Origin of the sequence: Streptomyces sp. NPDC002790 (assembly GCF_040295505.1) — a bacterium.
GTDB lineage: Bacteria > Actinomycetota > Actinomycetes > Streptomycetales > Streptomycetaceae > Streptomyces.
Window position 1 is genome coordinate 20,751 of record NZ_JBEOVM010000052.1, and the last position, 23,144, is coordinate 43,894.

Below are 23,144 nucleotides of genomic sequence, written 5' to 3' on the forward strand. Positions count from 1 at the left end.
CCGCCGAGTTGCTGGCAATATCGCAGCAGTGGCGTTCGTGGGCTCCCCGCGCAATGGGTCACAGCGGCACGCGCAGCGCTCCGTCGATGAGTTCGGCGGCCTCGGCCGTACCTGCACAGCCGCTGCGCACGAGGTGTTCGCGCACCGCCCGGAGTCTGTCGCGCAGCCGCTGCGACTCCATTCCCCGAGCGGTCTCGGCCATTTCCACGGCGGTGGCCACGGCCTGTTCCGCGTTCCCCTGTCTGAGCTGGATCTGGCTGAGCACGGCGAGTCGGTGCACACGCCCCCGATCGTGCGCCGGGGTGTGCACCGCCTCCTGCGCGTGCTCCTTGGCGGCGGCGTAGTCCCCGAGGCTCAACAGGGCCTCCGCCACCTGTACGTTGACGAATCCGGGCTGCACGTAACCCGTCTCGTCCGGCTCGTGCCCGCGCCGGATGCGATCGGCGGCGGATTCGGCACGCCGGATGCACTCCAGGGCGCTCGTACCGTCACCGAGGTGCGCGTACGCCTTCGCCTGCATCGCGTACAGATCCGACGCGAGCGCGGGCGAGATGTGCCGGCCGGCGGCGCGCAGCGCGGCCTCCGCGAAGGCGACCGCCTGCCGGTGATCGCGCATGTGCAGCGACTGGTTGACGAGCAGCGCGATGACATACGCCCCAAGTCCCCTGTCGGCACTGGCCTTCGCGAGCCGCAGCGCCTGATGGAAGTAGCGCTGCGCCAGTCCGTGCGCATCGGAGTCGTACGCGCAGATGCCCGCGATGGCCACCAATCCGCCGGTGGCGCGGTGCAGTTGGCGGCCGGTGTCGTCCGTGTAGCTACCGCGCAGAAGGGGCGCCGCCTCGGTGTTGAGGAAGCCGACGATGCGGCTGCGCGTCGCGATGCCGCCCGCCTTGCGGTACATCTGCTCGTAGTGGGCGCGGGCCGAGCGCATCATCTCCAGGTCGGCGACGCTGACCGGGTGACGGCCGCCGCGCGACACGTCGTTGTCCTCGGGCGGGTTCTCCCACTCCCACACCGGCATCACGGCCGGGGTGCCGGTGACGGCGGGCGCGTCCAGGATGTGCCGGCGCTGCTGCTGGTCGGAGCGCCACAGAGCGGTGGCCCGCTCCACGAAACCGGACAGCGTCGTGACGTGCGCTGCGGCGGGCTCGCAGGAGACGCCGAGGCCGATGTCGTCGAGGGTGACGTGCCGTTGCAGCCGCGCCGCCAGCACCTCGCAGATCAGGTCGGGGACTTGGCCGCGCGGCCGCTGGCCCTTCAACCAGCGGGCGACCGCGGTGTGTTCGTAGCGGAGAGCGACGCCGCGCGCCTTGCCCTCCTGGTTCACGTGGGCCGCGAGTCCCGCATGGGAGATCCCGGCTTCGTCGAGAATCGCGTCGAGCAGGGTGTTGGGCTGCATCAAGAGCCTCCGTTGCCCGCCATTGGCTCGGTGGCGCCAGCCTAGTCGAGCCGCGTTCACACGGGGTGTGATCGGAATGCCCAAGTCCGTGGCGTGTGCGCGCTGTTGTGGCTGATTGGAGCCCGGTTGACTGAATTGCCTCGCAAGAGGCCGGCCGGGCCGTCGGCTCCCCCTCGTACAGCGCGGCGGCCCGAACCCGCGTCGTCCGCCCGCTCGCCTGCCCGACCCACTCCGCGACGGGCGGACGGCGCGGCCCCCGGCCTCGTACGGTCGTGAACGCCCGGAAGTTCAGAGCACCTTGTGGGCGGTGCGCACGGCGGGCCCGGCATGCTGGGCGGGGACCCGGCTCCGGTCGTTGCGCAGCACGAGCAGCGCGGCGTCGTCGTCGAGCGGTCCGCCGACGTGGCACAGGAGCCGACTGTAGACGGCGTGGATGACGGCCTGCGGCGTGCTGGGACCGCGGCGCACCGCCCCGTCGAGCGTGGACCGCAGCGGGAAGAACCGACCCTGGTGATCGCGGGCGTCCTCGACACCGTCGGTGTGCAGCAGGAGCCCCTCGCCGGGCCGGATCCGCCCGCAGCGCACCGGCGGCAGCTCAGCGGGCAGCGGGAACGGGCCGAGCGGAGGCATCGGATCGCCGCCACTCAGAGGCTCCACGCAGTGCTCGGCGCCGGGGCGCAGCAGATACGGCCACGGGTGACCGCAGTTGAGGGCGTGCACCGCGCCGTCCTGCCGGATCTCCAGGAGCAGCACCGTAACGAACTCCTCCGCGATCGGGTTCTCCGGCTCCGTCGCACAGGCGGAAGGGTGCTCGTCAGGGGCGCGCTGGCGCAGGTAGCGGGCGTGCGCGCGCTCCAACCTCCTTAGTACGGGACCGAGTTCGTCCTCGTCGTGTGCGGCCTCGCGGAAACTGCCGAGGACGGCGCCGACGGTGCCGAGCGCGCTGATGCCATGCCCTCGTACATCCCCCATGACCACACGGACGCCGTGATCGGTGGCGACGACGTCGTACAGATCACCGCCGACGCTGGCGGCGCGGTCCGCTGAGAGCTGCCCAGCGGCGAGCGCGAGCCCGTCGAGCCGGGGCGGCAGCGGGCGCAGCAGCGCGGACTGCGCGGCGTCCGCGACGGCCCGCGCCTCGCTCAACTCCCGCATCAGGGTGTGGCGTACGCGCAATATCAGCCCGGTGCCGACGGCGAAGAAGACGGCGCTGGTCGCGACCCGCGCCCCCAGCCCGTCCAACTGCGCGAGCGGGCAGACGTATTTGTACGTCATCGCGACCGCACCCCAGACGGTCGGCAGCCCCAGCATCAACGTACGCCGCGAGCGCCTGGCTCCGATTCCGGTGGGTGCCCTGGTCTTGATACGGATCATGCCGACGGCTCCCTCGGCCACTGCAGCGCGCTCGCCGGTCGGCCCGGCAGCCGCAATGATTCTGTCTACCGCCTGCCCGTTCGGGACCGGATCATCGAGAATCCTCACTCGAATGAGTGAGGGGTGCACCCGGTCTCCCGGGTGCACCCCTCAAGGTGCGGCTGCGTGCGCCGGCGGGCGTGGTTACGCGCCGCGCAGCACCGCGCTCGTGCGCTCGGCGGCGAGCGCCACCGCGGCGTCGCGCGCGGCCGAGGCCTCGTCGGCCTTCAGCGTGCGGTCGCCGGCCCGGAAGCCCAGCGCGTAGGCGAGCGACTTCTTGTCGTCGCCGAGCTGCTCCGCGTTCTCGTACACGTCGAACAGCCGGATGGACTCGAGGAGTTCACCGGCGCCCTCGCGCAGCGCCTTCTCGACCTCGGCGGCCGGCACCGTCCTGTCCACGATCAGGGCGACGTCCTGCGTGGCGACGGGGAACGTGGAGATCCGCGGCGCCTCGAGCGCGCCGGTACCGGCCTGCTCCAGAGCATCGAGGTCCAGTTCCATCGCGCAGGTGCGCTCGGGCAGGTTCAGCGCCTTGACGACACGCGGGTGCAACTCACCGGCGTGGCCGATCAGTTGGTCACCCGCGTACAGGGCGGCACAGCGGCCCGGGTGCCACGGCTCGTGCCGGTCGGCACGGACGGTCAGCTCCGCGTGCGCCTCGCGGGCGAGGATGCGCGCCGCCTCGATGGCGTCGGCCCAGTCGGCCGGGCGGCCCTTGCCCCACCAGCCCGCCTGCTCGCGGGCGCCCGCGAGGACGACGGCGGCACGGCGCGGCTGCGCGGGCAGCGCGGCGTTCAGGCCGGCGATCTCCTCGTCGGTCGGGCGGCGGTCGACGGGGAGGCGGACCGGGGCGATCTCCTCGCCGGTCGGCCGGAACACCAGACCGGTCTCGAAGAGCGCCAGGTCGTGGCTGCCCCGGCCGTCGTTGCGGCGCAGCGCGGAGAGCAGCCCCGGCAGCAGCGTCGTACGGAGCGCGGGCTCCTCGTCGTTGAGCGGGTTGATCAGCTTGACGACCTTGCGGCGGGCGTCGTCCGCCTCCAGGCCGAGCTGGTCGAAGACGCCCTCGCCCAGGAACGGGTAGTTGAGCGCCTCGACGTACCCGGCGCCGGCCAGGGCGCGCCCGACGCGGCGGTGCAGACGCTGCCGCGCGGTCAGGCCACGGCCCGCCGGGGGCTTCGGCAGCGTGGAGGGCAGGTTCTCGTAGCCCTCCAGGCGGATGACCTCTTCGGCGAGGTCGTTCGGGTCCATGAGGTCGGGGCGCCAGGACGGCACGGTGACCGTCAGGACGTCCTGGCCGCACGCGTCGCAGCCGACCTCCTGGAGGCGGCGCACCACGGTCTCACGGCCGTACGTCACGCCCGCCACCTTGTCCGGGTGGTCGGCCGGGACGGTGATGGTATGCGGCCCGGACGGGGCGACGACCTCGGTGACGCCGGGCTCCGCCTTGCCGCCCGCGAGCAGCGCGAGCAGGTCGACGACGCGCTGGGCGGCGGCCGACGCGGCCTGCGGGTCGACGCCGCGCTCGAAGCGCTTGGACGCCTCGGAGGACAGCTTGTGGCGGCGCGCGGTGCGGGCGATGGAGACGGCGTCGAAGTGCGCTGCCTCGATGACGACGTCGGTGGTGCCGGCGTCCTCCGCGTGGTCCGCGATCTCCGTGTTGGCGCCGCCCATCACGCCGGCGAGGCCGATGGGGCCGCGGTCGTCGGTGATGACCAGGTCCTCGGCATCGAGCTTGCGCTTGACGCCGTCGAGGGTGGTGAGCTGCTCGCCCTGCTCGGCGCGGCGGACGCCGATCGCGCCCTGGACCAGCGAACGGTCGTAGGCGTGCAGGGGCTGGCCGAGCTCCATCATCACGTAGTTCGTGACGTCGACCGCGAGTGAGATCGGGCGCATGCCGACCTTCTGCAGGCGGCGCTGGAGCCAGACCGGGGAGCGGTAGTCGGGCGAGAGCCCGGCGACCGTGCGCGCGGTGAAGCGGTCGCAGCCGAGGCGGTCGGTGATCTGCACCGGGTAGCCGTCGGCGTTCGGCGTCGGCACGTCGAGGAGGGCCGGGTCGCGCAGCGGCAGACCGTAGGCGATGGCGGCCTCGCGGGCGACGCCGCGGATGGACAGGCAGTCGCCGCGGTTGGCGGTCACCGCGATGTCCAGCACCTCGTCGACCAGTTCGAGCAGCGTGATGGCGTCGGTGCCGACCTCGTGCTCCGGCGGCAGCACGATGATGCCGCCGCTGCCGTCGTCGCCCATGCCCAGCTCGTCGCCGGAGCAGATCATGCCGTGCGAGGTCTTGCCGTACGTCTTGCGCGCGGCGATCGCGAAGTCGCCGGGCAGCACGGCGCCCGGCAGGACCACGACGACCTTGTCGCCGACGGCGAAGTTCCGGGCGCCGCAGACGATCTCCTGCGGCTCACCGGTGCCGTTGGCCTGCCCGACGTCGACGGTGCAGAAGCGGATGGGCTTCTTGAAGCCCTCCAGCTCCTCGATGGTCAGTACCTGACCGACGACGAGGGGGCCCTTGAGGCCTGCGCCGAGCTGCTCGACCGTCTCGACCTCGAGGCCGGCGGAGACGAGCTTGGCCTGTACGTCACGGCCGGTCTCGGTGGCGGGGAGGTCGACGTACTCCCGCAGCCAGGAAAGCGGGATACGCATCAGATCTCCATCCCGAACGGTCGGGTGAACCGGACGTCACCCTCGACCATGTCTCGCATGTCTTCGACGTTGTGGCGGAACATCAGCATCCGTTCGATGCCGAACCCGAAGGCGAATCCGCTGTACTTCTCGGGGTCCACACCGCAGGCGACGAGCACCTTCGGGTTGACCATGCCGCAGCCGCCCAGCTCGATCCAGCCCTCGCTGCCGCAGGTGCGGCAGGGGCGGTCGGGGTTGCCCACGGACTCGCCACGGCAGACGTAGCAGACCATGTCCATCTCGGCGGACGGCTCGGTGAACGGGAAGAAGTTCGGCCGCAGCCGCGTCTTCATGCCCTGGCCGAAGAGCGCCTGGACCATGTGGTCGAGGGTGCCCTTGAGGTCCGCCATGGTCAGGCCCTCGTCGATGGCGAGCAGTTCGACCTGGTTGAAGACGGGGGTGTGCGTGGCGTCCAGCTCGTCGGCGCGGTACACGCGGCCGGGGCAGATCACGTAGACCGGGGGCTCGCGGTCGAGCATCGAGCGGATCTGCACGGGCGAGGTGTGCGTACGCAGCACGAGCCCCGCCCCGTCGTCCCCCTGCTCCGTGGCGCCCTCGACAAAGAAGGTGTCCTGGGTGCCGCGGGCGGGGTGGTCGGGCCCGATGTTGAGCGCGTCGAAGTTGAACCACTCGGCCTCGATCTCCGGGCCCTCGGCGACCTCGTAGCCCATGGCCACGAAGACGTCCTCGATGCGCTCGGAGAGCGTGGTCAGCGGGTGCCGGGCGCCGGCCTGCTCGCGGTCGTGGGGCAGCGTGACGTCCACGGCCTCCTCGACCAGGACGCGGGCGTCACGCTCGGCCTCCAGCTCGGCCTGGCGGGCGGCGAGGCCCCGGCCGACGGCGGCGCGGGCCTGCCCGACGAGCTTGCCCGCGGCGGCCTTGGCCTGCGGCGGCAGCGCGCCGATCTCGCGGTTGGCGAGCGACAGCGGCGAGGTGCCGCCGGCGTGCGCGGTCTTGGCCTCCGCAAGCGCGTCGAGCGAGTCCGCGGCGGCGAAGGCGGCGAGCGCCTCCGCCTGCACGCGCTCGATCTCTTCCGGTTTCAGTGCCTCGACCTCGACAGGGTCGTACGACTTGTTCGGTGCCGACATCTCTTCCCGTGCTTCCGATTGGCGTGGCTGATGGTCCCGCAGACGCGTTCGACGGCCGTCGAGTGGCGGGGACGCAAACGTGCCAAAGGACGAGTCTAGACGAGTAGATCCGCGCTCCCGTCGTCCGACCGCAGGGCGGGACCGGATCGGCCTGGTGCGTGCGATCGCAAGGCAGAGGAGGGAGGCGACGCGGAGCGTCGTGGACCGACGACAACGCCGAGGGGGGGGTCCCCCTGCTCCTTAAGAGCTTGGGAGAGTGCGTGCCAGGCCGATCCGGTCAGGCGGGAGCGCGGATCTACTCGTCTGGCGGGGGTGAGGTGTACGAATGCGCCCGTGGTGCCTGGCGGTCAGCTGGTGAGATACGCCGGCGTCGCCACGGGCAACGTAAATCGGAACTCGGCGCCGCCGCCGGGGGCGCGGCCGACGGTGATCGTTCCGCCGTGGGCCTCGACGATGCCCTTCACGATGTAGAGCCCGAGGCCCGTCCCGCCGCGCTTGCTGCCCCGCCAGAAGCGGGTGAAGACGCGGTTCATGGACTCCTCCGGGATGCCGGGGCCCTCGTCGCTCACGGTGACCGACGTGCCGGTGGGCCGGCTTGGCTCGACATCTATGGTGACGGTTCCCTCCCCGTGGCGCACGGCGTTTTCCAGCAGGTTGCTCAGGACCTGGTCGACCTTGTCCGGGTCGGCCCACGGGTCGGGCAGCGGATGCTTGACGCGCAGCAGGAACCGGTCGGCCGACCGGCCCGCGGCGACGTGCGCCTGGATGTGCCGGGAGACGGCGGCCGCGACGTCGACGGGCTGGCGCCGTAGTTCGAGCCGGCCGGAGTCGATCCGGGAGATGTCGAGCAGCTCGGCGATCAGCCGCGTGACGCGGTCCGCGTCGGCGTCGACCGTCTCCAACATCAGCCGCTTCTGCTCGTCCGTGAACCGCTCCCACTTGGCGAGCAGCGTCGCCGTGAAGCCCTTGACCGACGTCAGCGGGGAGCGCAGCTCGTGGGCGACGGTGGCGATCAGCTCGGCGTGGCTGCGTTCGGTACGCCGCCGGGCCTCGGTGTCCCGGAGCGACACGACGACGCGGCCCACGGGTCCTGTCGGCCGGGTCCGTACGTAACGCGCGGTGACCAGAACCTCCCGGCCGCCGGGCAGTAACAGGTTCCGCTCGGGCTGTCCGACACGCGTGGCGAGCCCCCCGTACGGATCGGTGAGCTGCCACCAGCGGCGGCCTTCGAGGTCCTCCAGCGGGAGGACGCGCTCGAGCGGAGCTTCCAGGGCGGTGTCCGCGCGGACCGCGGTGATGCGCTCCGCGGCGGCGTTGAAGCAGATGACGTGGCCACGCTCGTCCGCGACGACGAGTCCGTCGGGCAGGTCGTCGGGGTGGATGCCGAGAGCGGCGAGCTCGTCGGGCCCGGACGCGCCGGGACCGGCAAGGCCCCGCGATCCGCTGCCGTTGACGACGCTCATCTCCCGCACTCCCCCTTCCGGCGGTCGATCCGGAGGAGTCACCCTACTAGCCGGGAGTGACGGAGCGGCACCCTCCGGGGGCACGCTGCGCACGCGCGGAGGCATACAGGCACACGGCGGCGGCCGTCGCGAGGTTGAGGCTTTCGGCCTTGCCGTGAATGGGCACGCGCACGACGGCGTCGGCGAGTGCGCGGGTCTCCTCCGGCAGGCCCCAGGCCTCGTTGCCGAACACCCAGGCGGTCGCGGCGCCCATGGTCCCCTGGTCCAGCTCGTCGTCGAGGTCGTCCTCGCCCGCTCCGTCGGCGGCGAGGATCCGCACGCCCGCCGCCTTGAGCCCGGCGACGGCCTCCTCGACGGGTACGCCCACGGCGACGGGCAGGTGGAACAGCGACCCGACCGAAGCCCGTACGGCCTTCGGGTTGTAGAGGTCCACGGAGGCATCGGTCAGCACGACGGCCTCGGCACCGGCGGCGTCGGCGCACCGGAGCACGGTCCCGGCGTTCCCCGGATCACGCACATGCGCGAGGACGGCGACGAGCTTGGGCCGTGCGGCGAGGACCTCCTCGAACGGTGTGTCCAGGAACCGGCACACGCCCACGAGGCCCTGCGGGGTGACGGTGGTGGAGATCTCACCGATGACGTCCTCTTCGGCGAGGTGCACCCGGGCGCCCGCGTCCCTGGCCTCCCCGACGATGTCGGCGTAGCGCTCGGCGGCCTCGACGGTCGCGAACATCTCGACGAGCCCGCCGTGCGCAGCGCCCTCCCGCACGGCCTGCGGCCCCTCGGCGAGGAACAGCCGCTCCTTCCCCCGGAAGTTCCGCTTGGCAAGCCGCCGCGCGGCGCTCACGCGGGGCGACTTGGGAGAAATCAACTCGGGCGTTGCAACCATGCGCCTAACTTTCGGGAGGGTGACGGGGTTGGGGCCTTAGGAACGGTTGCACGGCACCGCACGGGGCTCCGCCCCGGGCCCCGCGCCTCAATCGCCGGCGGGGCTTGATGTGGGTCACCTGATTAAGCCCCTGCGGCGATTGAGCAGCCGGGGTCCGGGGCGGGAGCCCCGTGCGGTGCGGCACGCGGCGACGACCCCCGAACAACGTGGGACCCGCAAGCCAACCGGCCTGCGGGTCCCACGTCACATGCAGCTCAGCGGAGCGTTCACGCAGCCTTGGGCGCGTTCACGTCCGACGGCAGCGCCTTCTGCGCAACCTCGACGAGGGCGGCGAACGCGTTGATGTCGTTCACGGCCAGCTCGGCCAGGATCTTGCGGTCCACCTCGATGTTGGCGGCCTTCAGACCCTGGATGAGGCGGTTGTACGTCATGCCGTTCTGGCGGGCAGCGGCGTTGATGCGCTGGATCCACAGCTGACGGAAGTCGCCCTTGCGCTTCTTGCGGTCGTTGTAGTTGTAGACCAGGGAGTGGGTGACCTGCTCCTTGGCCTTGCGGTACAGACGCGAACGCTGACCGCGGTAGCCGCTGGCCTGCTCGAGGATCGCCCGACGCTTCTTGTGCGCGTTCACCGCGCGCTTGACGCGTGCCACTGTTAACTCCTTGTAGCGGGGCCGGGGTTGTTGTCACCCGACCCGAATTCGAATGGGTCCCGGTCTAGCCGACGTACTGGGCGCAAAAACGCCCGTACATCACTTGCCGAGAAGCTTCTTGATCTTCGCGGCGTCGCCCGGGGCCATCTCGGCGTTGCCGGTGAGGCGACGCGTCACGCGGGACGACTTGTGCTCGAGCAGGTGGCGCTTGCCGGCGCGCTCGCGCATGACCTTGCCGGAGCCGGTGATCTTGAAGCGCTTGCTGGCACCGCTGTGCGACTTGTTCTTCGGCATGGCGCCGTTCTCTCCTCGTCAGTGGCATTCCCGGCCGGTCCGTGCGTGGCGCGAACCGGCCGTGGTGGAACGTCAGTTGTGTCAGTTGGTATCCGTGACGCACAGGCTGTGCGCCGCACGGATCATGCCTCGGCCGGAGCCTCGGCGGGGGTCTCGGCGTCGGCCTCGACCGCTCCGTCTACGTCCTCATCGCCCTCAGCCGCGTTCTGCGACTTGCCCGGGTTGGCCTTCGCGTCGGCCTTGCGGGCGGCCTGCGCCTCGCGAGCCTCGGCCATGGCCTCGGTCTTCTTCTTGTGCGGACCGAGGACCATGATCATGTTTCGGCCGTCCTGCTTCGGGTTCGACTCGATGAACCCGAGGTCCTGGACGTCGTTCGCGAGACGCTGCAGCAGCCGGAAGCCGAGCTCCGGACGGGACTGCTCGCGACCACGGAACATGATCGTGATCTTGACCTTGTCGCCCTGCTTGAGGAACCGGACGACGTGACCCTTCTTGGTGTCATAGTCGTGCGGGTCGATCTTCGGCCGGAGCTTCATCTCCTTGATGACCGTGTGCGCCTGGTTCTTGCGCGCCTCACGGGCCTTCATGGCCGACTCGTACTTGAACTTCCCGTAGTCCATGAGCTTGCATACGGGCGGACGGGCATTCGCCGCCACCTCGACCAGGTCGAGGTCGTACTCCTGAGCAAGCTCAAGGGCCTTGGCAAGCGGAACAATCCCGACCTGCTCGCCGCTTGGACCGACAAGTCGCACTTCGGGAACGCGAATCCGGTCGTTGATGCGGGGCTCGGCGCTGATGGATCCTCCTCGGTAGCACCACACGACGGCCTGGCGGACCGCCGCGTACGTTTTGACGTAAGTACCAACCGCGCCGAAACACAGAAAATGCCCCGGACGGTACACAGGCGGGGCTCCAAGGAATACCGGAGCACCACCACGGTGAACCGCGGGGCGCAGACTCGGACGGCTCCGTCGTCCGTACGGAACGACGGGGGCCGTCTGACCGGTGACCCACCGCCCTGGTCGGACGGTCAGGTGGGAGATCGGAGCCTCCACTTGTGGGCCGGTCACTGCATCCGCGAGGACGTGTGTCCGGCCGGTCGTTACACAAGGTTAGCAGGACTTGGGGGGTGCGCCCAATCGGGTGCGCGCGACATATCGTGGGGCCCATGAGTGACGCGACCCCCGCAACCGACAGCCCCGACTACGACGCGCTGACCCGCGACATCGCCGAGGTTCCCGCCGTAGAAGTCATCGTGACGGTCGCGGTGAACCTGATGAGCGCCGCCGCGGTGAAGCTCGGCCTCACCGAGGAGGGCGATGCCCACAAGGACCTCGACGAGGCGCGCAAGCTGATCCACGCCCTGGCGGGCCTGCTCGACGGCAGCGCGACGGAGATCAGCTCCTTCCACGCGGCGCCCCTGAAGGACGGCCTGAAGTCGCTGCAGCTCGCGTTCCGCGAGGCCTCCGTCGTACCGGACGAGCCGGGCAAGGGCCCGGGCGAGAAGTACACGGGCCCCGTATACGGCTGAGCGGTCAAGCAATCAATGGGCTACGTACTACGTACGTAGCGAAAGTCACTGACGTACGCATCACTGACGTACGTAGAGGGGCTCGCCCGGCGGCGTCGCCTCGGTCGGCAGGAGTGCCAGATCGAGGCCGCGCACCAGGCGGGCCCTCAGTGTTTCGTCGGCGGCGATGCGGCCGGCGACGGCCTGGGCCGTGGCCTGGACGTCGGCGGCCGCGTCGAGGACCAGGGCCAGGGCGCCGTCCGCATCCGAGTGGCCGCGGCCCAGGTAGGCGCGGGCCACGGACGGCTCGGCGGCGACCGCCGCGCGCGCAGCGCCCCTGACGGCCGGGTCGGCGAGCGGGTCGGCGTCGGTGCGGCCCTCCGCGACGGCGTACAGGGCCGGGCCCGTCAGCTCGTACGGGACGGGGCCCGCGATATCGAGGACGACGGTGTCGGCCTGCTCGTGGGCGGCGGCCTGGAGCGCCTGGTGCAGCGGGACGGCCACGGGGCGGGCCTCGGGGTCCCACAGGGCGAGCGACTGCGTGGACGTGAAGGCGGGGAGGGCGGTGCGCTCGCCCGCCTTCAGGGTCGGGACCGCCATGTCGGACGTCTTCTCGCGGCGCAGGCCGCCCGCCCGTCTCCCACCACCGCCCTTCCAGGGAGCTTCGCGCCCCTCCTCACTGTCCTCCTCGACCTCGCCGAGCACGGCGACCACGGGGACGAGCAGCCGGGTGCCCCGGAGCGCCGCCAGGACCGGGCCGTGGGCCGTGCGGTCCTTCGACCACGCGGCCAGGGCCTCGGTCAGGTGCGGGTCCGCCGTACCGTCGTCGTCGGAGAAGCCGGGGTCGGGAATGTTCTTGTTCGCCACGTTCACCGAGCCTACCGAGCGGGCGAGGGCGGATTCTCAGCGGACCCTGAGACGGAACTCAGGGTCCGCACAGGGCGGCGACGGAGCATCGCGGCATGTCCCGCCGAACGAGAAGACGCGGCTTCGCCGCCGCCGCCGTCATACTCGCCGCCGCCTTCGGCGGCACTACGGTCTACGCACAGACACGGCCGCACGACGCGACCGCCCTCGTCTCGCACACCGCCTCCGCACAGAGGAGTCCCACGACCGTGGACACCGAAGCCGAGCTGGCCACTGCCGTGAAGGCGGCCACGAAGGGGCACGGCGGCGAGGTCTCCGTCGCCGTGTACGACGAGACGAGCGGGAGCGGCGCCTCATACGCGTCGGGGGCCGGGACGTACGACACCGCGAGCATCGTGAAGGTCGACGTGCTCGCCACCTTGCTGCTGCGGGCGCAGGACGCGGGGCGGACGCTGAACGCGCGGGAGCGGACGTACGCCATCGCGATGATCGAGAACAGTGACAACGCCGCGACGACCGCGCTGTGGGACGAGATCGGGCAGGCCGAGGCGCTCGACGCGGCGAACGAGCGGATGGGCCTGACGGACACCAGCGGCGGGGACGGGGCGCTGTGGGGTCTCACGCAGACGACCTCCGGCGACCAACTCACCCTCCTCAAGCAGGTGTTCGGGGTCGGCGACGGTCTCGTACTGAGCGAGGACTCGCAGGCGTACGTCCAAAAGCTCATGGGAAACGTGGAGAGCGATCAGGCGTGGGGCGTGTCCGCGGCCGGGGACGGGGGTGCCGCGCTGAAGAACGGGTGGCTGCGGCGCAGCACGACCGGGCTGTGGGACATCAACAGCGTCGGTCGGGTCACCGTCGACGGGAAGCGGTACCTGGTCTCTGTGGTGTCCAACGGGAGCGCCACCAAGGACGCGGGCGTCGAGCTCGTCGAGGACGTGGCGAAGGCGGCGGTGCGGGTGGTCAGCGGCGGCGCGTGAGGCGGTGGCCGCGCCACAGGTAGCCGGCCGCGCCGAGCAGCAGCACCCCGACGGTGCCCGCGAGCACGCCCGCCCAGGTGGCGAGGGAGCCGGCGGAGTCGTCGTCGGGTCCCGGGCCGAAGTACTTCTGGCCGTACGAGGCCGAGGCCAGGCGCTGCGGCTTCAGTTTCGCGCCCGCGGTGATCGCGGCGGCCGGGTCGACGAGGCCGAATCCGCGCGAGTCGTCGCGGCCGCCGGAGGGCGGATCGTCGGCGGTGTCCTCCATGAGCTTTTTGATCTGCGCTGGGCCCAGGCTGGGGTGGGCGCCCCTGGCCAGGGCGACGGCGCCGGACACGAACGCGGAGGCGGCGCTCGTCCCCCACGCCGAGTAGTACTTGCCGTCGGGGTCGGCCGTGACGATGCCCCGGCCCGGCGCGGCGACGGAGGCGTACCAGCGGCGGGTGGAGAACGAGGCGCGGGTGCCGGTCGAGTCGACGGCGGTGGCGGTGATGACGCCCGGGTACGCGGCCGGGTAGGAGGCGCGGTCGCCCTGCTCGCCACCGTTGCCCGCGGAGGCGACGACGGAGACGCCCTTCTTCAGCGCGTACTGGACAGCCGCGTCCTCGCTCGCCTCGGGATGTGCCGTGTTCGAGTCGTCGCCGAGGGACAGGTTGATGACATCGGCGCCGTTGTCGGCGGCCCAGCGGATGCCCTCGGCCAGGGCGTTGCCGCGGGTCTCGCGGGCCTTCGAGCGGTCCGGGTCGCCGTCCTCCAGGATCACCCGGACCGGCAGGATCTTCGCCTCCGGGGCGACGCCCAAGACTCCGTCGCCGTCGCCCTTGCCGTGCCCGTGGCCCGCGATGATGCCGGCGATGGCGGTGCCGTGCCGGGCCCAGGGGCGGTCGCCGCGCTCGGCGCCGAAGCCGATGAGGTCCTTGCCCGGGAGCACGCTGCCCTTGAGGTCCGGGTGCTTGTCGTCGACGCCCGTGTCCAGGACGGCGACCGTGACGCCCTTGCCGCGCGTCGTCTTCCAGGCCTCGTCGGTGTGCAGCGCGGTGAGGCCCCACTGCTGTGATCGGACCGAGTCGGCGTGGGCGGCGGTGGCGGGGAGCAGCGCGAGGAGGACCGCGGTGCCGGCCGCGGCGATCGTGTGGCGACGCTTCATGGCTGCTACTGCTCCGTGTCCCGGTCGGCGGCCTTCTTGACCGTCTTGCGCAGGTCGCGTTCTATCCGGTCGGCGACGCCCTGCGCGTCGTGGCCGAGGCCCGCCTGGGCGGGGGCGCTGGTGGCACCGGACTTCATGGCTTCGGCGGCCGGCTGCGGCTCGCTGACGGTGCGGCCGTCGGCGAAGCCGGAGACCGCGTAGACGACGACGGGGGCGTCGGTCAGGATGTTGATCGCCCAAGCGGCGCGCTGGCGGTCGCCGAATCCGGCGGCCGGGGTGCCCTTGGCGGCGTAGGGCCGGGGCATGAGGTCGTCGCGCCGGTCCAGGCCCTGCTCCATGAAGCGGGAGCGCAGCGCCTTGGTGGCCTCCGCGTCGGCCTTGGTGAACATCAGGCCGACCGTGGTGACGCTGCTCTGTGTGGCGTCGCTGTACGTGGCGCGCAGCAGGCGCAGGCAGCCGGCCGAACGCAGGGCCTTGTGCAGCAGCGGGTCGAAGGCGTCCGCGCAGTTCGTATCGGGGGCGACCGCTATCCGCGTCCAGGTGCGGTCGGCCCGGCCGGGGCCTGCGCCTTCGCCCTTCAGCGTGCGCGGGAACAGCTGGTCGACGGGGACGCCGTGCCAGAGCTGGCCCGCCTCCCGGTACGCGGTCTGCACGGACGGCGGGCCGCTGTCGTCTCCGGTGAGCAGGGTGCCGGTCGTGGCGCCGCCGAGCAGGCCGAGGCCGAGCACGAGGCAGGCCGCGATGGCCGCGGTTCGCGGTTTGAGGCGGGGGCCGACGGGGCGCAGGAGCGTGGTGCTGTCGTCGTAGTGGTCCGGGCGCGCGAACCGTACGAAGGGCCGGCCGGCGGTGTCCGGGCGCGGCGTCAGGTCGACCGCGCCGACGGGTCGCCGCGGCGGCTGGGTCGGGGCCGGGGGTATGGGCGGCGCTCCCACCGCACCGGGCGGCGCGGACGGCGTGCCGGGCGGCGCGGACGGCGTGCCGGGCGGCGCCGTCGGTGCGGGCGGCACGGGGCGCAGCCGGGTGGTGGACTCGGCGGGGGCTTCCTTCGGCGCGCAAGGGGCGGCGGCGGGCGGCAGCGGGGCGGCGGGCGCCGGAGCGGGCGGCACACCGGGAGCTCCGGCAGAAGCAGGCCGCGGGCCGGGCGCCTGGCCGGGGGCTGACGGCGGATCGGAGGCCGCCGTCATCCCGGGAGTCCCGGCAGGCGCGGGGCGCAGGCCGGGCGCCTGGCCCGGGGCAGGGCGCTGCGCAGGCGGGGTTTCGGGGGGAAGGGGGATGCCGGAGCTCTTCGTCTGTGTGCGCCGGGGGTGGCCGTCCGGGGTTCGCGGTGAAGCCGTCGGGCCCTCCCCCTTGTTGGCCGGCGGCGGCCCGTCGGGCAGGCGGGAGGACGCGCTCGGCGGCGGCGGGGATGCGGGAGACGACGCGGCCGGAGACGACGAAGGGGTCTGGGGCGACGGAGCGGCCGAGGTCGGCTGCGGAGGTGTGGGAGGCAACGGTGGGGCCGTGGGGGGAAGTTCGGCGGAGGGGGGCGGCGTCGTGGGGCGCGGTGGTACGCGTCGGGCTTCCGTGCTCATGCCTCCCCCGTCTCCTCAAGCCAACGTGCGCGTCACTCTAACGGGCCCGACCAGGTCAACGCGTACTCCGTACACGGGATCGACCGATCCATCACCATCCGTCCCCCTACCCTGCGGTAATCCTGTCTGGCAGGCTTCGGCCATGACACCGCGCGCCGCCGATCGGGCCCGGTACGACCGGGCCACCGCTCATCTCGACGCCCCACTGGCGATCGTGGACCTGGACGCGTTCGACGCCAACGCCGACGACCTGGTACGCCGGGCCGCCGGAAAGCCGATCCGCGTCGCCAGCAAGTCCGTGCGCTCCCGCGCCCTGTTGGAACGGGTGCTCGCCAGGGACGGCTTCGCCGGGATCATGTCGTTCACCCTCGCCGAGTCGCTGTGGCTCGCGCGCTCCGGGTTCGACGACGTGCTCCTCGCCTATCCCTCCGCCGACCGCTCCGGCTTCGCGGAGCTCGCCCACGACCCGAAGCTGGCCGCGGCCGTGACCGTGATGGTCGACGACCCGGCCCAGTTGCGTCTCATCGAGGGCGCGCGGGACGGCGGCCGCGAGGAGATCCGGGTCTGCGTGGAGCTGGACACCTCGTGGCGCGCCGTCGGCGGCCGGGTCCGGATCGGCGCGCTCAGGTCACCCCTGCGTACGCCGTCCCAACTCGCCGACCTGGCCCGCATCGTGACCCGCCGCCCCGGCTTCCGGCTCGCGGGGATCATGGCGTACGAGGGCCATGTGGCGGGCGTCGGGGACTCGCTCGTGGGGCGGCCCGTGCGCTCGCGGGCGATCCGGCTGATGCAGGCCGCGGCGCGCAAGGAGCTGGCGGTGCGGCGGGCGGAAGTGGTGCGCGCGGTGCGGTCCGTGGCGCCGGACCTGGAGTTCGTGAACGGGGGCGGCACGGGGAGCGTGCAACACACGGCGGCGGAGGCGGCCGTGACCGAGATCGCCGCGGGCTCGGGGTTGTACGTACCGCGGCTGTTCGACAACTACACGTCGTTCACGGGGCGTCCGGCCGCACTGTTCGCGCAGCCCGTGGTGCGCAGGCCAGGCGTCGGTGTCGTCACCGTGCTCGGCGGCGGCTATCCGGCCTCGGGCGCCGCGGGCGCCGACCGGCTTCCGGTGCCGTATCTGCCGGAGGGGCTGCGCTACGACGCGCAGGAGGGTCCGGGCGAGGTGCAGACGCCGCTGCTGGGCTCCGCCGCCGACGACCTGCTCATCGGGGACAAGGTGTGGTTCCGGCACGCGAAGGCCGGGGAGCTGTGCGAGCGGTTCGAGACACTGCGCCTGGTGTCGGGCGACCGGATCGTGGAGACGGTGCCGACGTACCGGGGCGAGGGCTACACGTTCCTGTAGCCCCCACCCACCGACGTAGGGCTCAGAAGATCGAGTCGACCTGGTCGGGGACGACCGAACCGTCGTCCCTGAGCAGCGGCCCGAAGCCGCCCTCCGGCTCGTTGTACCCGGCCGTGGAGCACGGGTACGTGCCCGTCTTCTGCGGCAGCGGCTCGATGAACATCGGGTTGGCGACCCAGCGTCCGTCGGCGTTGTCGTAGGCCCGGCACATGATCTCGGGCTTGTTGCGGTTGAGGACGAGGTGCGCGCCGGTCGCGTCGCCGACGAAGGTCACGTCGGTGTCGGCGTCACCGCCGCCGAGCGCGATGCGCTTGTCCCAACGCTGCTTCTCCCAGGCCGACTTCCCCTTGATGTGGAAGATGTCCTGGTTGATCCAGCAGCGCTTGCCGTCGATGTACGGGATGGCCTCGCCCTGGTTCACACCGACGCCGCCGCAGCCCTCGTTGTACGTGGTGATGCGGCCCTCGCGGTCGAGGATCGAGCGGATGGCGATGGTGTGCTTGCGGTCGATGCCGACGCCCCGCGACCACACCTCGGTCACCGGCTCGGACCCGGCCGACACGATGTAGACGTCGAAGCCGGCCCGCTGCAGCGTACGGATCAGGTCGCGCTGCTGGTCGTAATAGCGCACGTAGCCGGGGATGGTGTGCGTGCCCAGCTTCTGCGTGGAGCCGACGGGGGCGGCGAGCGCCTCCGTGCGGGCCGCGGCGGCGTACGACTCCACTTCGGGGACGGTGTGGCCCGCGAACAGCTGCGGCACCCAGGCGTACTGGGGCACGGTGCGCCGGTGGTTCCACTCGCCCGCGAAGGCGGCGGCGCCGCTCATCGTCTCGCCGGACTCACGGATGTTGAAGATCTCGTCCGTGCAGTCGGTGTCGGTGGAGGTGGGCAGCGGGGTGCCCACCGGCACGTCCGTGCCGCAGGCGGCGGTGAGCGCCTTGTCGGCGTCGTCGGTCATCCACTTGCTGGTCTTCTTCCAGCTCGCGGGCCGCAGGATCTTGTTGTGCTTGAGCGACCAGGCGATGGTCGCGTCGGTGACGTCGTTCTTGCTGACGGTGTTGTCCCAGTCGAACGCGGCGACGGGACGCGGGCCCTTGTGCCCGCCGCAGATTCCCCGTTCGTCGATCATGCGCTGGAGCTTGGCCCGGTTCTGGCCGTACCAGGGCAGCTTCGTCGACAACTGGGGGCACTTGGCGGCGGTGGGCCGTGCGGAGGTGGCGGCCGCGGGAGTGCTGAGGCCCGCGGCCGCCATGAGGGCGGCGGCCGCGACCGAGGTCCACGCGGCAACATGTCTGTTACGCATGTGAGTGGACCGTACACGCGCAAGTCCGTTGCTCACAGGGTTCTCACACGGGTGTCACGTACGCGCCGGAAATGCCTCCGTCCACCAGGAAATCGGTGGCGTTCACGAACGCCGCGTCGTCGCTGGCGAGGAAGGCGACGGCCGCCGCGATCTCCGTCGCCTCGGCGAACCGGCCGACCGGAATGTGCACGAGCCGGCGCGCCGCCCGCTCCGGATCCTTGGCGAACAGCTCCTGGAGCAGCGGGGTGTTCACGGGCCCGGGGCACAGTGCGTTGACCCGGATGCCCTCCCTCGCGAACTGCACGCCCAGCTCGCGGGACATGGCGAGGACGCCGCCCTTGGACGCGGTGTAGGAGATCTGCGAAGTCGCGGCGCCCATCCGGGCCACGAACGACGCCGTGTTGATGATGGAGCCCCTGCCCTGGCGCCGCATGTACGGGATGGCCGCCTTGCAGCACAGGTACACGGAGGTCAGGTTGACCTCCTGGACGCGCTTCCAGGCCTCGAGGCCCGTGTCGAGGATCGAGTCGTCGTCGGGCGGCGAGATGCCCGCGTTGTTGAAGGCGACGTCGACGCTGCCGTAGGTGTCGTACGCGGTCCTGAACAGCGCCTCGACCTGCTCGGCATCGGTGACGTCGACCTTCACGAAGGTCCCGCCGGCCTCCTCGGCCGCCTTCTTGCCCGCCGTCTCGTCGATGTCGCCGCAGACGACGTGCGCGCCCTCGGAGGCGAGCCGGCGCGCGGTGGCGAGGCCGATGCCGCTGCCGGCTCCGGTGATGACGGCGGTACGGCCGACGAGGCGACGGCAGATGATGTCTTCGCTCATGAGTGGGTCAGGCCTCCGTGCTGATGAAGACGTTCTTGGTCTCGGTGAAGGCGGCGAGGGCGTCGGGGCCGAGTTCGCGGCCGAGCCCGGACTGTCCGTGGCCGCCGAAGGGGGTCCAATAGCGCACGGCCGAGTGCGAGTTGACGGACAGGTTCCCGGCGCGGACGGCCTGCGAGACACGCAGGGCGCGGCCCACGTCGCGGGTCCAGATCGATCCGGAGAGGCCGTACTCGGTGGCGTTGGCGAGCCGTACGGCGTCCGCCTCGTCGTCGAAGGGGAGGACGACGGCGACCGGGCCGAAGACCTCCTCGACGGCGGCGCGCGCGTCGGGGGCGGCGGCGGTGAGGACGGTGGGCGGGAACCAGAAGCCGGGTCCCTGCGGGGCCGCGCCCCTGATCGCGGGCTCGCACAGCGGGACGTAGGAGCGCACCCGTTCCAGCTGCGCCTTGGAGATGAGCGGCCCCATCTGCGTCTTCTCGTCCGACGGGTCGCCGACGACGACCGACTCCACGGCCGGGGCGAGCAGTTCCAGGTACCGCTCGTACACGGACCGCTGTACGAGGATGCGGGTGCGGGCGCAGCAGTCCTGGCCCGAGTTGTCGAGGAACGACATGGGGGTGGCGAGGGCCGCGGCCTCGACGTCCGCGTCGGCGAACACGATGTTGGGGCTCTTGCCGCCGAGTTCAAGGGTCACGCGTTTCACGCGGTCGGCGCACTTGGCCATGACCCGCTTGCCGACGCGGGCGGAGCCGGTGAACACGATCTTGGCGACGCCCGGATGCTCGACGAGGGCGTCCCCCGCGACCGACCCCTCCCCAGGCAGCACCTGGAAGAGTCCCTCGGGGAACCCTGCCTCCAGGGCGAGTTCGGCGAGCCGCAGAGCCGTCAGCGGTGTCGTCTCCGCGGGCTTGAGGAGTACCGCATTGCCCGCCGCGAGGGCCGGGGCCGCGCCCCAGGCGGCGATCGGCATCGGGAAGTTCCACGGCGCGATGACGCCGACGACGCCGAGCGGTTCGAGGAGCGTGACGTCGAGGCCGCCGGCCACCGGGATCTGACGCCCCGTAAGGCGTTCGACGCCGCCGGCCGCGTACTCCAGCAGATCGCGTACGTTGCCGGCCTCCCAGCGGGCGTTGCCGATGAGGTGACCGGCCTCGCGGACCTCCAACTGGGCGAGTTCTTCCAGGTGTTGGTCGACGGTGGCGGCGAAGCGGCGCAGCAGCCGGGCCCGGTCGGCCGGGGCGAGCGCCGCCCAGGCGCGCTGTGCGCCGGTGGCGCGGGCGACGGCGGCGTCGACGTCCTCGCGGGTGGCGGGCGGGACGGTGGCCACGAGCTCTTCCGTGGCCGGGTTCAGTACGTGCAGCAAGGCGCTCCCTTTCACAGCCTCTCGAATCCCCGGCGGAGTTCCCAGTCGGTCACGGCGGCGTCGTACGCATCGAGCTCCACGCGCGCCATGTTGCGGTAGTGGGCGACGACATCGTCGCCGAAGGCGGCCTGGGCGAGGGGGCTGTTCTCCCAGAGTTCGGCGGCCTCGCGCAGGGTGGAGGGGACGTGCGCGTAGTCGGCGGTGTAGGCGTTCCCTGCGCAGCCCTCGGGGAGTTCGAGCTTGTTCTCGACCCCGTACAGGCCCGCCGCCACGAGCCCGGCGACGGCGAGATACGGGTTGACGTCGCCGCCCGGGAGCCGGTTCTCGAAGCGGGTCGAGCGGCCGTGGCCGACGACGCGCAGCGCGCAGGTGCGGTTGTCGTGCCCCCAGGCGACGGCGGTCGGCGCGAACGAGCCCGGCTGGAACCGCTTGTAGGAGTTGATGTTCGGCGCGTAGAGCAGCGAGAAGTCCCGCAGCGCGGCGAGCTGTCCGGCGAGGAAGTACCGCATGAGCTCCGACATGCCGCGCCCTCCCGGCCCGGCCATGACGTTCACACCATCGGCGTCGGCGAGCGACAGATGAATGTGGCAGGAGTTCCCCTCCCGCTCGTTGTACTTCGCCATGAAAGTGAGCGAGCAGCCCTCCTGCGCGGCGATCTCCTTGGCGCCGGTCTTGTAGATCGCGTGCTGGTCGCACGTGGCGAGGGCCTCGGTGTAGCGGAAGGCGATCTCGTGCTGCCCTGGGTTGCACTCCCCCTTGGCGGACTCGACGGTGAGGCCCGCGCCGGCCATTTCATTACGGATGCGGCGCAGCAGCGGCTCGATGCGGCCGGTGCCGAGGACGGAGTAGTCGATGTTGTACTGATTGGCCGGCGTAAGGGACCGGTAGTTGGCGTCCCAGGCCTGCTCGTACGTGTCCTTGAAGACGATGAACTCGAGTTCGGTGCCGACCTGGGCGGTGAGCCCCAGCTCGGCGAGGCGCTCCAGCTGGCGGCGCAGGATCTGCCGGGGCGCGGCGACGACCGGGGAACCGTCGTCCCAGGCGAGGTCGGCGGTGAGCATGGCGGTGCCAGTGTTCCACGGGACGCGGCGCAGGGTGGTCAGGTCGGGACGCATGGCGAAGTCGCCGTAGCCGCGGTCCCAGGAGGACATCGCGTAGCCGTCGACGGTGTTCATCTCGGTGTCGACGGCCAGCAGATAGTTGCAGCCCTCCGTGCCGTGCTCGAGGACCTCGTCGAGAAAGAAGCGGGCGGCGAAACGCTTGCCCTGGAGACGGCCCTGCATGTCGGGGAACGCCAGGACCACGGTGTCGATCTCTCCGCTTCCGACGAGGGTGTGCAGTTCCTCGATGGTCAGCGGGGATGTGCGGTCTGCCACGGGAAGATCCTCCTCAGGTCAACCGGAACCACAACGTAATCGCCGGGCCGCCACCAGGGAAGCAGCCACGGGGCACCGCAGAGTGGACACTGCCCCGGTGACGCTGCCCGCATGCTGAACGCTCCGGTGGCGTGCGGCGTGATCTCGTACGCTCGGGTGCTCGGTAGGTACGGCATCGGGGAACGGCATCGGGGAGCGCGACACCATGATGAGCAGGCCGCTGATCGGCATCAGCACCTACCTGGAGGACAGGGCCAGTTGGGGCATCTGGGAGCTGCCCGCGGCGCTGCTGCCCGTCGGCTACCCGCGGCTCGTGCAGGAGTCCGGCGGGCTCGCCGCCATGACGCCCCCGGACGACCCGAAGCACGCTCCGTCGGTGGTGGCCCGGCTCGACGGGGTGATCGTGGCGGGCGGCCCCGACGTGGACCCTGGCCGGTACGGAGCGGAGCGCGACCCGCGCACGGGCCCGGCCGCCGGGGAGCGGGACACGTGGGAACTCGCCCTGATCCGGGCCGCGTTGACCTCCGGTACGCCGCTGCTCGGCATCTGCCGCGGCATGCAGCTGCTCAACGTCGCCCTCGGCGGCACGCTCACGCAGCACATCGAGGGCCACGTCAAGGAGACGGGCACCTTCGGCACCCACACCGTCACTCCGCTGCCGGGCACGCGCTACGGCGACCTCGTCCCGGAGCCCACCGAGGTCCCGACCTACCACCACCAGGCGGTCGACCGCCTCGGCAGGGGCCTGGTCGCCTCGGCCCACGCGGACGACGGCACGGTGGAAGCGGTCGAACTCCCCGGCATGTCCTGGGTGATGGGCGTGCAGTGGCACCCCGAAATGGGCGAGGACGCCCGCGTCACAACCGGCCTGGTGCGGGCTGCGTCCACTCCTCACGGCTTCTGACCACCAAGCCCCGCCGGCGATTGAGGCGCGGGGTATGGGGCAGCGCCCCGATCTTTGCGCCGGGTAGCCGTGGC

Annotated in this window: 20 protein-coding genes; 4 read left to right on the top strand and 16 right to left on the bottom strand. The window is 71.7% G+C overall.

The genetic code is table 11. The features are described 5' to 3' along the window. Positions 1–58: 58 nt before the first annotated feature. From ABT004_RS22240 to infC, 9 genes are all read right to left on the bottom strand, one after another. On the bottom strand, positions 59–1,399 hold the full coding sequence (locus ABT004_RS22240; protein WP_351339567.1) for an NsdA family TPR-like regulatory protein: 1,341 nt from the start codon (positions 1,397–1,399) through the stop codon (positions 59–61). A gap of 288 nt (positions 1,400–1,687) precedes the next feature. Then, positions 1,688–2,773 carry a PP2C family protein-serine/threonine phosphatase gene (locus ABT004_RS22245; RefSeq protein WP_351339568.1) on the bottom strand — a complete coding sequence of 362 codons (1,086 nt, stop codon included), beginning with the start codon at positions 2,771–2,773 and terminating at the stop codon, positions 1,688–1,690. 183 nt (positions 2,774–2,956) lie between these two features. Beyond that, entirely contained in the window at positions 2,957–5,458 is a 2,502-nt protein-coding gene (pheT, locus tag ABT004_RS22250) for a phenylalanine--tRNA ligase subunit beta (protein WP_351339571.1), read from the bottom strand. Continuing rightward, positions 5,458–6,585, bottom strand: coding sequence for a phenylalanine--tRNA ligase subunit alpha (gene pheS, locus ABT004_RS22255; RefSeq protein ID WP_351339574.1), 1,128 nt, complete (start codon positions 6,583–6,585; stop codon positions 5,458–5,460). The genes pheT and pheS overlap by 1 nt, the downstream gene beginning before the upstream one ends. 347 nt (positions 6,586–6,932) lie before the next feature. Continuing rightward, positions 6,933–8,048 carry a sensor histidine kinase gene (locus ABT004_RS22260; protein WP_351339577.1) on the bottom strand — a complete coding sequence of 372 codons (1,116 nt, stop codon included), beginning with the start codon at positions 8,046–8,048 and terminating at the stop codon, positions 6,933–6,935. A gap of 46 nt (positions 8,049–8,094) precedes the next feature. Continuing rightward, positions 8,095–8,937: a TrmH family RNA methyltransferase gene (locus tag ABT004_RS22265; protein ID WP_351339580.1), complete on the bottom strand. Its 843-nt coding sequence runs from the start codon at positions 8,935–8,937 to the stop codon at positions 8,095–8,097. Positions 8,938–9,203: 266 nt separating this feature from the next. Continuing rightward, entirely contained in the window at positions 9,204–9,587 is a 384-nt protein-coding gene (gene rplT, locus ABT004_RS22270) for a 50S ribosomal protein L20 (protein WP_351339582.1), read from the bottom strand. 99 nt (positions 9,588–9,686) lie between these two features. Beyond that, entirely contained in the window at positions 9,687–9,881 is a 195-nt protein-coding gene (gene rpmI, locus ABT004_RS22275; RefSeq protein ID WP_266721587.1) for a 50S ribosomal protein L35, read from the bottom strand. 122 nt (positions 9,882–10,003) lie between these two features. Beyond that, positions 10,004–10,702: a translation initiation factor IF-3 gene (gene infC / locus ABT004_RS22280; protein ID WP_351339586.1), complete on the bottom strand. Its 699-nt coding sequence runs from the start codon at positions 10,700–10,702 to the stop codon at positions 10,004–10,006. A gap of 347 nt (positions 10,703–11,049) precedes the next feature. Between infC and ABT004_RS22285 the strand changes: the two genes are divergently transcribed. Beyond that, positions 11,050–11,412 carry a DUF1844 domain-containing protein gene (locus ABT004_RS22285; protein ID WP_351339589.1) on the top strand — a complete coding sequence of 121 codons (363 nt, stop codon included), beginning with the start codon at positions 11,050–11,052 and terminating at the stop codon, positions 11,410–11,412. Between the two features lie 60 nt (positions 11,413–11,472). Here the strand turns inward: ABT004_RS22285 and ABT004_RS22290 are convergent, their stop codons facing one another. After that, the gene (locus ABT004_RS22290; RefSeq protein ID WP_351339592.1) at positions 11,473–12,258 is read right to left on the bottom strand and encodes an SseB family protein; all 786 of its coding nucleotides are present in this window, start codon (positions 12,256–12,258) and stop codon (positions 11,473–11,475) included. A 95-nt stretch (positions 12,259–12,353) separates the two neighbouring features. Between ABT004_RS22290 and ABT004_RS22295 the strand changes: the two genes are divergently transcribed. After that, on the top strand, positions 12,354–13,238 hold the full coding sequence (locus ABT004_RS22295; RefSeq protein WP_351339595.1) for a serine hydrolase: 885 nt from the start codon (positions 12,354–12,356) through the stop codon (positions 13,236–13,238). Here ABT004_RS22295 and mycP read toward each other — a convergent pair. After that, on the bottom strand, positions 13,222–14,382 hold the full coding sequence (gene mycP, locus ABT004_RS22300; RefSeq protein WP_351339598.1) for a type VII secretion-associated serine protease mycosin: 1,161 nt from the start codon (positions 14,380–14,382) through the stop codon (positions 13,222–13,224). The genes ABT004_RS22295 and mycP overlap by 17 nt on opposite strands. A gap of 5 nt (positions 14,383–14,387) precedes the next feature. Continuing rightward, entirely contained in the window at positions 14,388–15,488 is a 1,101-nt protein-coding gene (locus ABT004_RS22305) for a hypothetical protein (protein ID WP_351339601.1), read from the bottom strand. A 607-nt stretch (positions 15,489–16,095) separates the two neighbouring features. Here ABT004_RS22305 and ABT004_RS22310 point away from each other — a divergent pair. Further along, positions 16,096–17,298, top strand: coding sequence for an amino acid deaminase/aldolase (locus ABT004_RS22310; protein WP_351339604.1), 1,203 nt, complete (start codon positions 16,096–16,098; stop codon positions 17,296–17,298). 22 nt (positions 17,299–17,320) lie between these two features. Here ABT004_RS22310 and ABT004_RS22315 read toward each other — a convergent pair whose 3' ends face one another. From ABT004_RS22315 to ABT004_RS22330, 4 genes are read right to left on the bottom strand one after another with little or no spacing between them, the layout of a single operon-like run. After that, complete coding sequence (locus tag ABT004_RS22315; protein WP_351339606.1) at positions 17,321–18,601, bottom strand: haloacid dehalogenase-like hydrolase; 1,281 nt, start codon at positions 18,599–18,601, stop codon at positions 17,321–17,323. A gap of 43 nt (positions 18,602–18,644) precedes the next feature. Continuing rightward, a complete protein-coding gene (locus ABT004_RS22320; RefSeq protein ID WP_351339609.1) occupies positions 18,645–19,427 on the bottom strand; it encodes a 3-oxoacyl-ACP reductase in 783 nt (260 codons plus the stop codon). Positions 19,428–19,434: 7 nt separating this feature from the next. Further along, the gene (locus ABT004_RS22325) at positions 19,435–20,790 is read right to left on the bottom strand and encodes an aldehyde dehydrogenase family protein (RefSeq protein WP_351339611.1); all 1,356 of its coding nucleotides are present in this window, start codon (positions 20,788–20,790) and stop codon (positions 19,435–19,437) included. Positions 20,791–20,801: 11 nt separating this feature from the next. Next, on the bottom strand, positions 20,802–22,166 hold the full coding sequence (locus ABT004_RS22330; protein ID WP_351339614.1) for a glutamine synthetase family protein: 1,365 nt from the start codon (positions 22,164–22,166) through the stop codon (positions 20,802–20,804). Positions 22,167–22,374: 208 nt separating this feature from the next. Between ABT004_RS22330 and ABT004_RS22335 the strand changes: the two genes are divergently transcribed. Beyond that, positions 22,375–23,070: a gamma-glutamyl-gamma-aminobutyrate hydrolase family protein gene (locus ABT004_RS22335; protein WP_351339620.1), complete on the top strand. Its 696-nt coding sequence runs from the start codon at positions 22,375–22,377 to the stop codon at positions 23,068–23,070. Positions 23,071–23,144 lie beyond the last annotated feature (74 nt).

Coding starts and splice junctions, on each gene's coding strand:
- ABT004_RS22310 (WP_351339604.1), top strand. CDS start 16,096: ATGACACCGCGCGCCGCCGATCGGGCCCGGTACGACCGGGCCACCGCT.
- ABT004_RS22260 (WP_351339577.1), bottom strand. CDS start 8,048: ATGAGCGTCGTCAACGGCAGCGGATCGCGGGGCCTTGCCGGTCCCGGC.
- ABT004_RS22285 (WP_351339589.1), top strand. CDS start 11,050: ATGAGTGACGCGACCCCCGCAACCGACAGCCCCGACTACGACGCGCTG.
- ABT004_RS22320 (WP_351339609.1), bottom strand. CDS start 19,427: ATGAGCGAAGACATCATCTGCCGTCGCCTCGTCGGCCGTACCGCCGTC.
- ABT004_RS22295 (WP_351339595.1), top strand. CDS start 12,354: ATGTCCCGCCGAACGAGAAGACGCGGCTTCGCCGCCGCCGCCGTCATA.
- mycP (WP_351339598.1), bottom strand. CDS start 14,382: ATGAAGCGTCGCCACACGATCGCCGCGGCCGGCACCGCGGTCCTCCTC.
- pheT (WP_351339571.1), bottom strand. CDS start 5,458: ATGCGTATCCCGCTTTCCTGGCTGCGGGAGTACGTCGACCTCCCCGCC.
- ABT004_RS22315 (WP_351339606.1), bottom strand. CDS start 18,601: ATGCGTAACAGACATGTTGCCGCGTGGACCTCGGTCGCGGCCGCCGCC.
- ABT004_RS22265 (WP_351339580.1), bottom strand. CDS start 8,937: ATGGTTGCAACGCCCGAGTTGATTTCTCCCAAGTCGCCCCGCGTGAGC.
- ABT004_RS22240 (WP_351339567.1), bottom strand. CDS start 1,399: ATGCAGCCCAACACCCTGCTCGACGCGATTCTCGACGAAGCCGGGATC.
- ABT004_RS22335 (WP_351339620.1), top strand. CDS start 22,375: ATGAGCAGGCCGCTGATCGGCATCAGCACCTACCTGGAGGACAGGGCC.
- rpmI (WP_266721587.1), bottom strand. CDS start 9,881: ATGCCGAAGAACAAGTCGCACAGCGGTGCCAGCAAGCGCTTCAAGATC.
- ABT004_RS22245 (WP_351339568.1), bottom strand. CDS start 2,773: ATGATCCGTATCAAGACCAGGGCACCCACCGGAATCGGAGCCAGGCGC.
- pheS (WP_351339574.1), bottom strand. CDS start 6,585: ATGTCGGCACCGAACAAGTCGTACGACCCTGTCGAGGTCGAGGCACTG.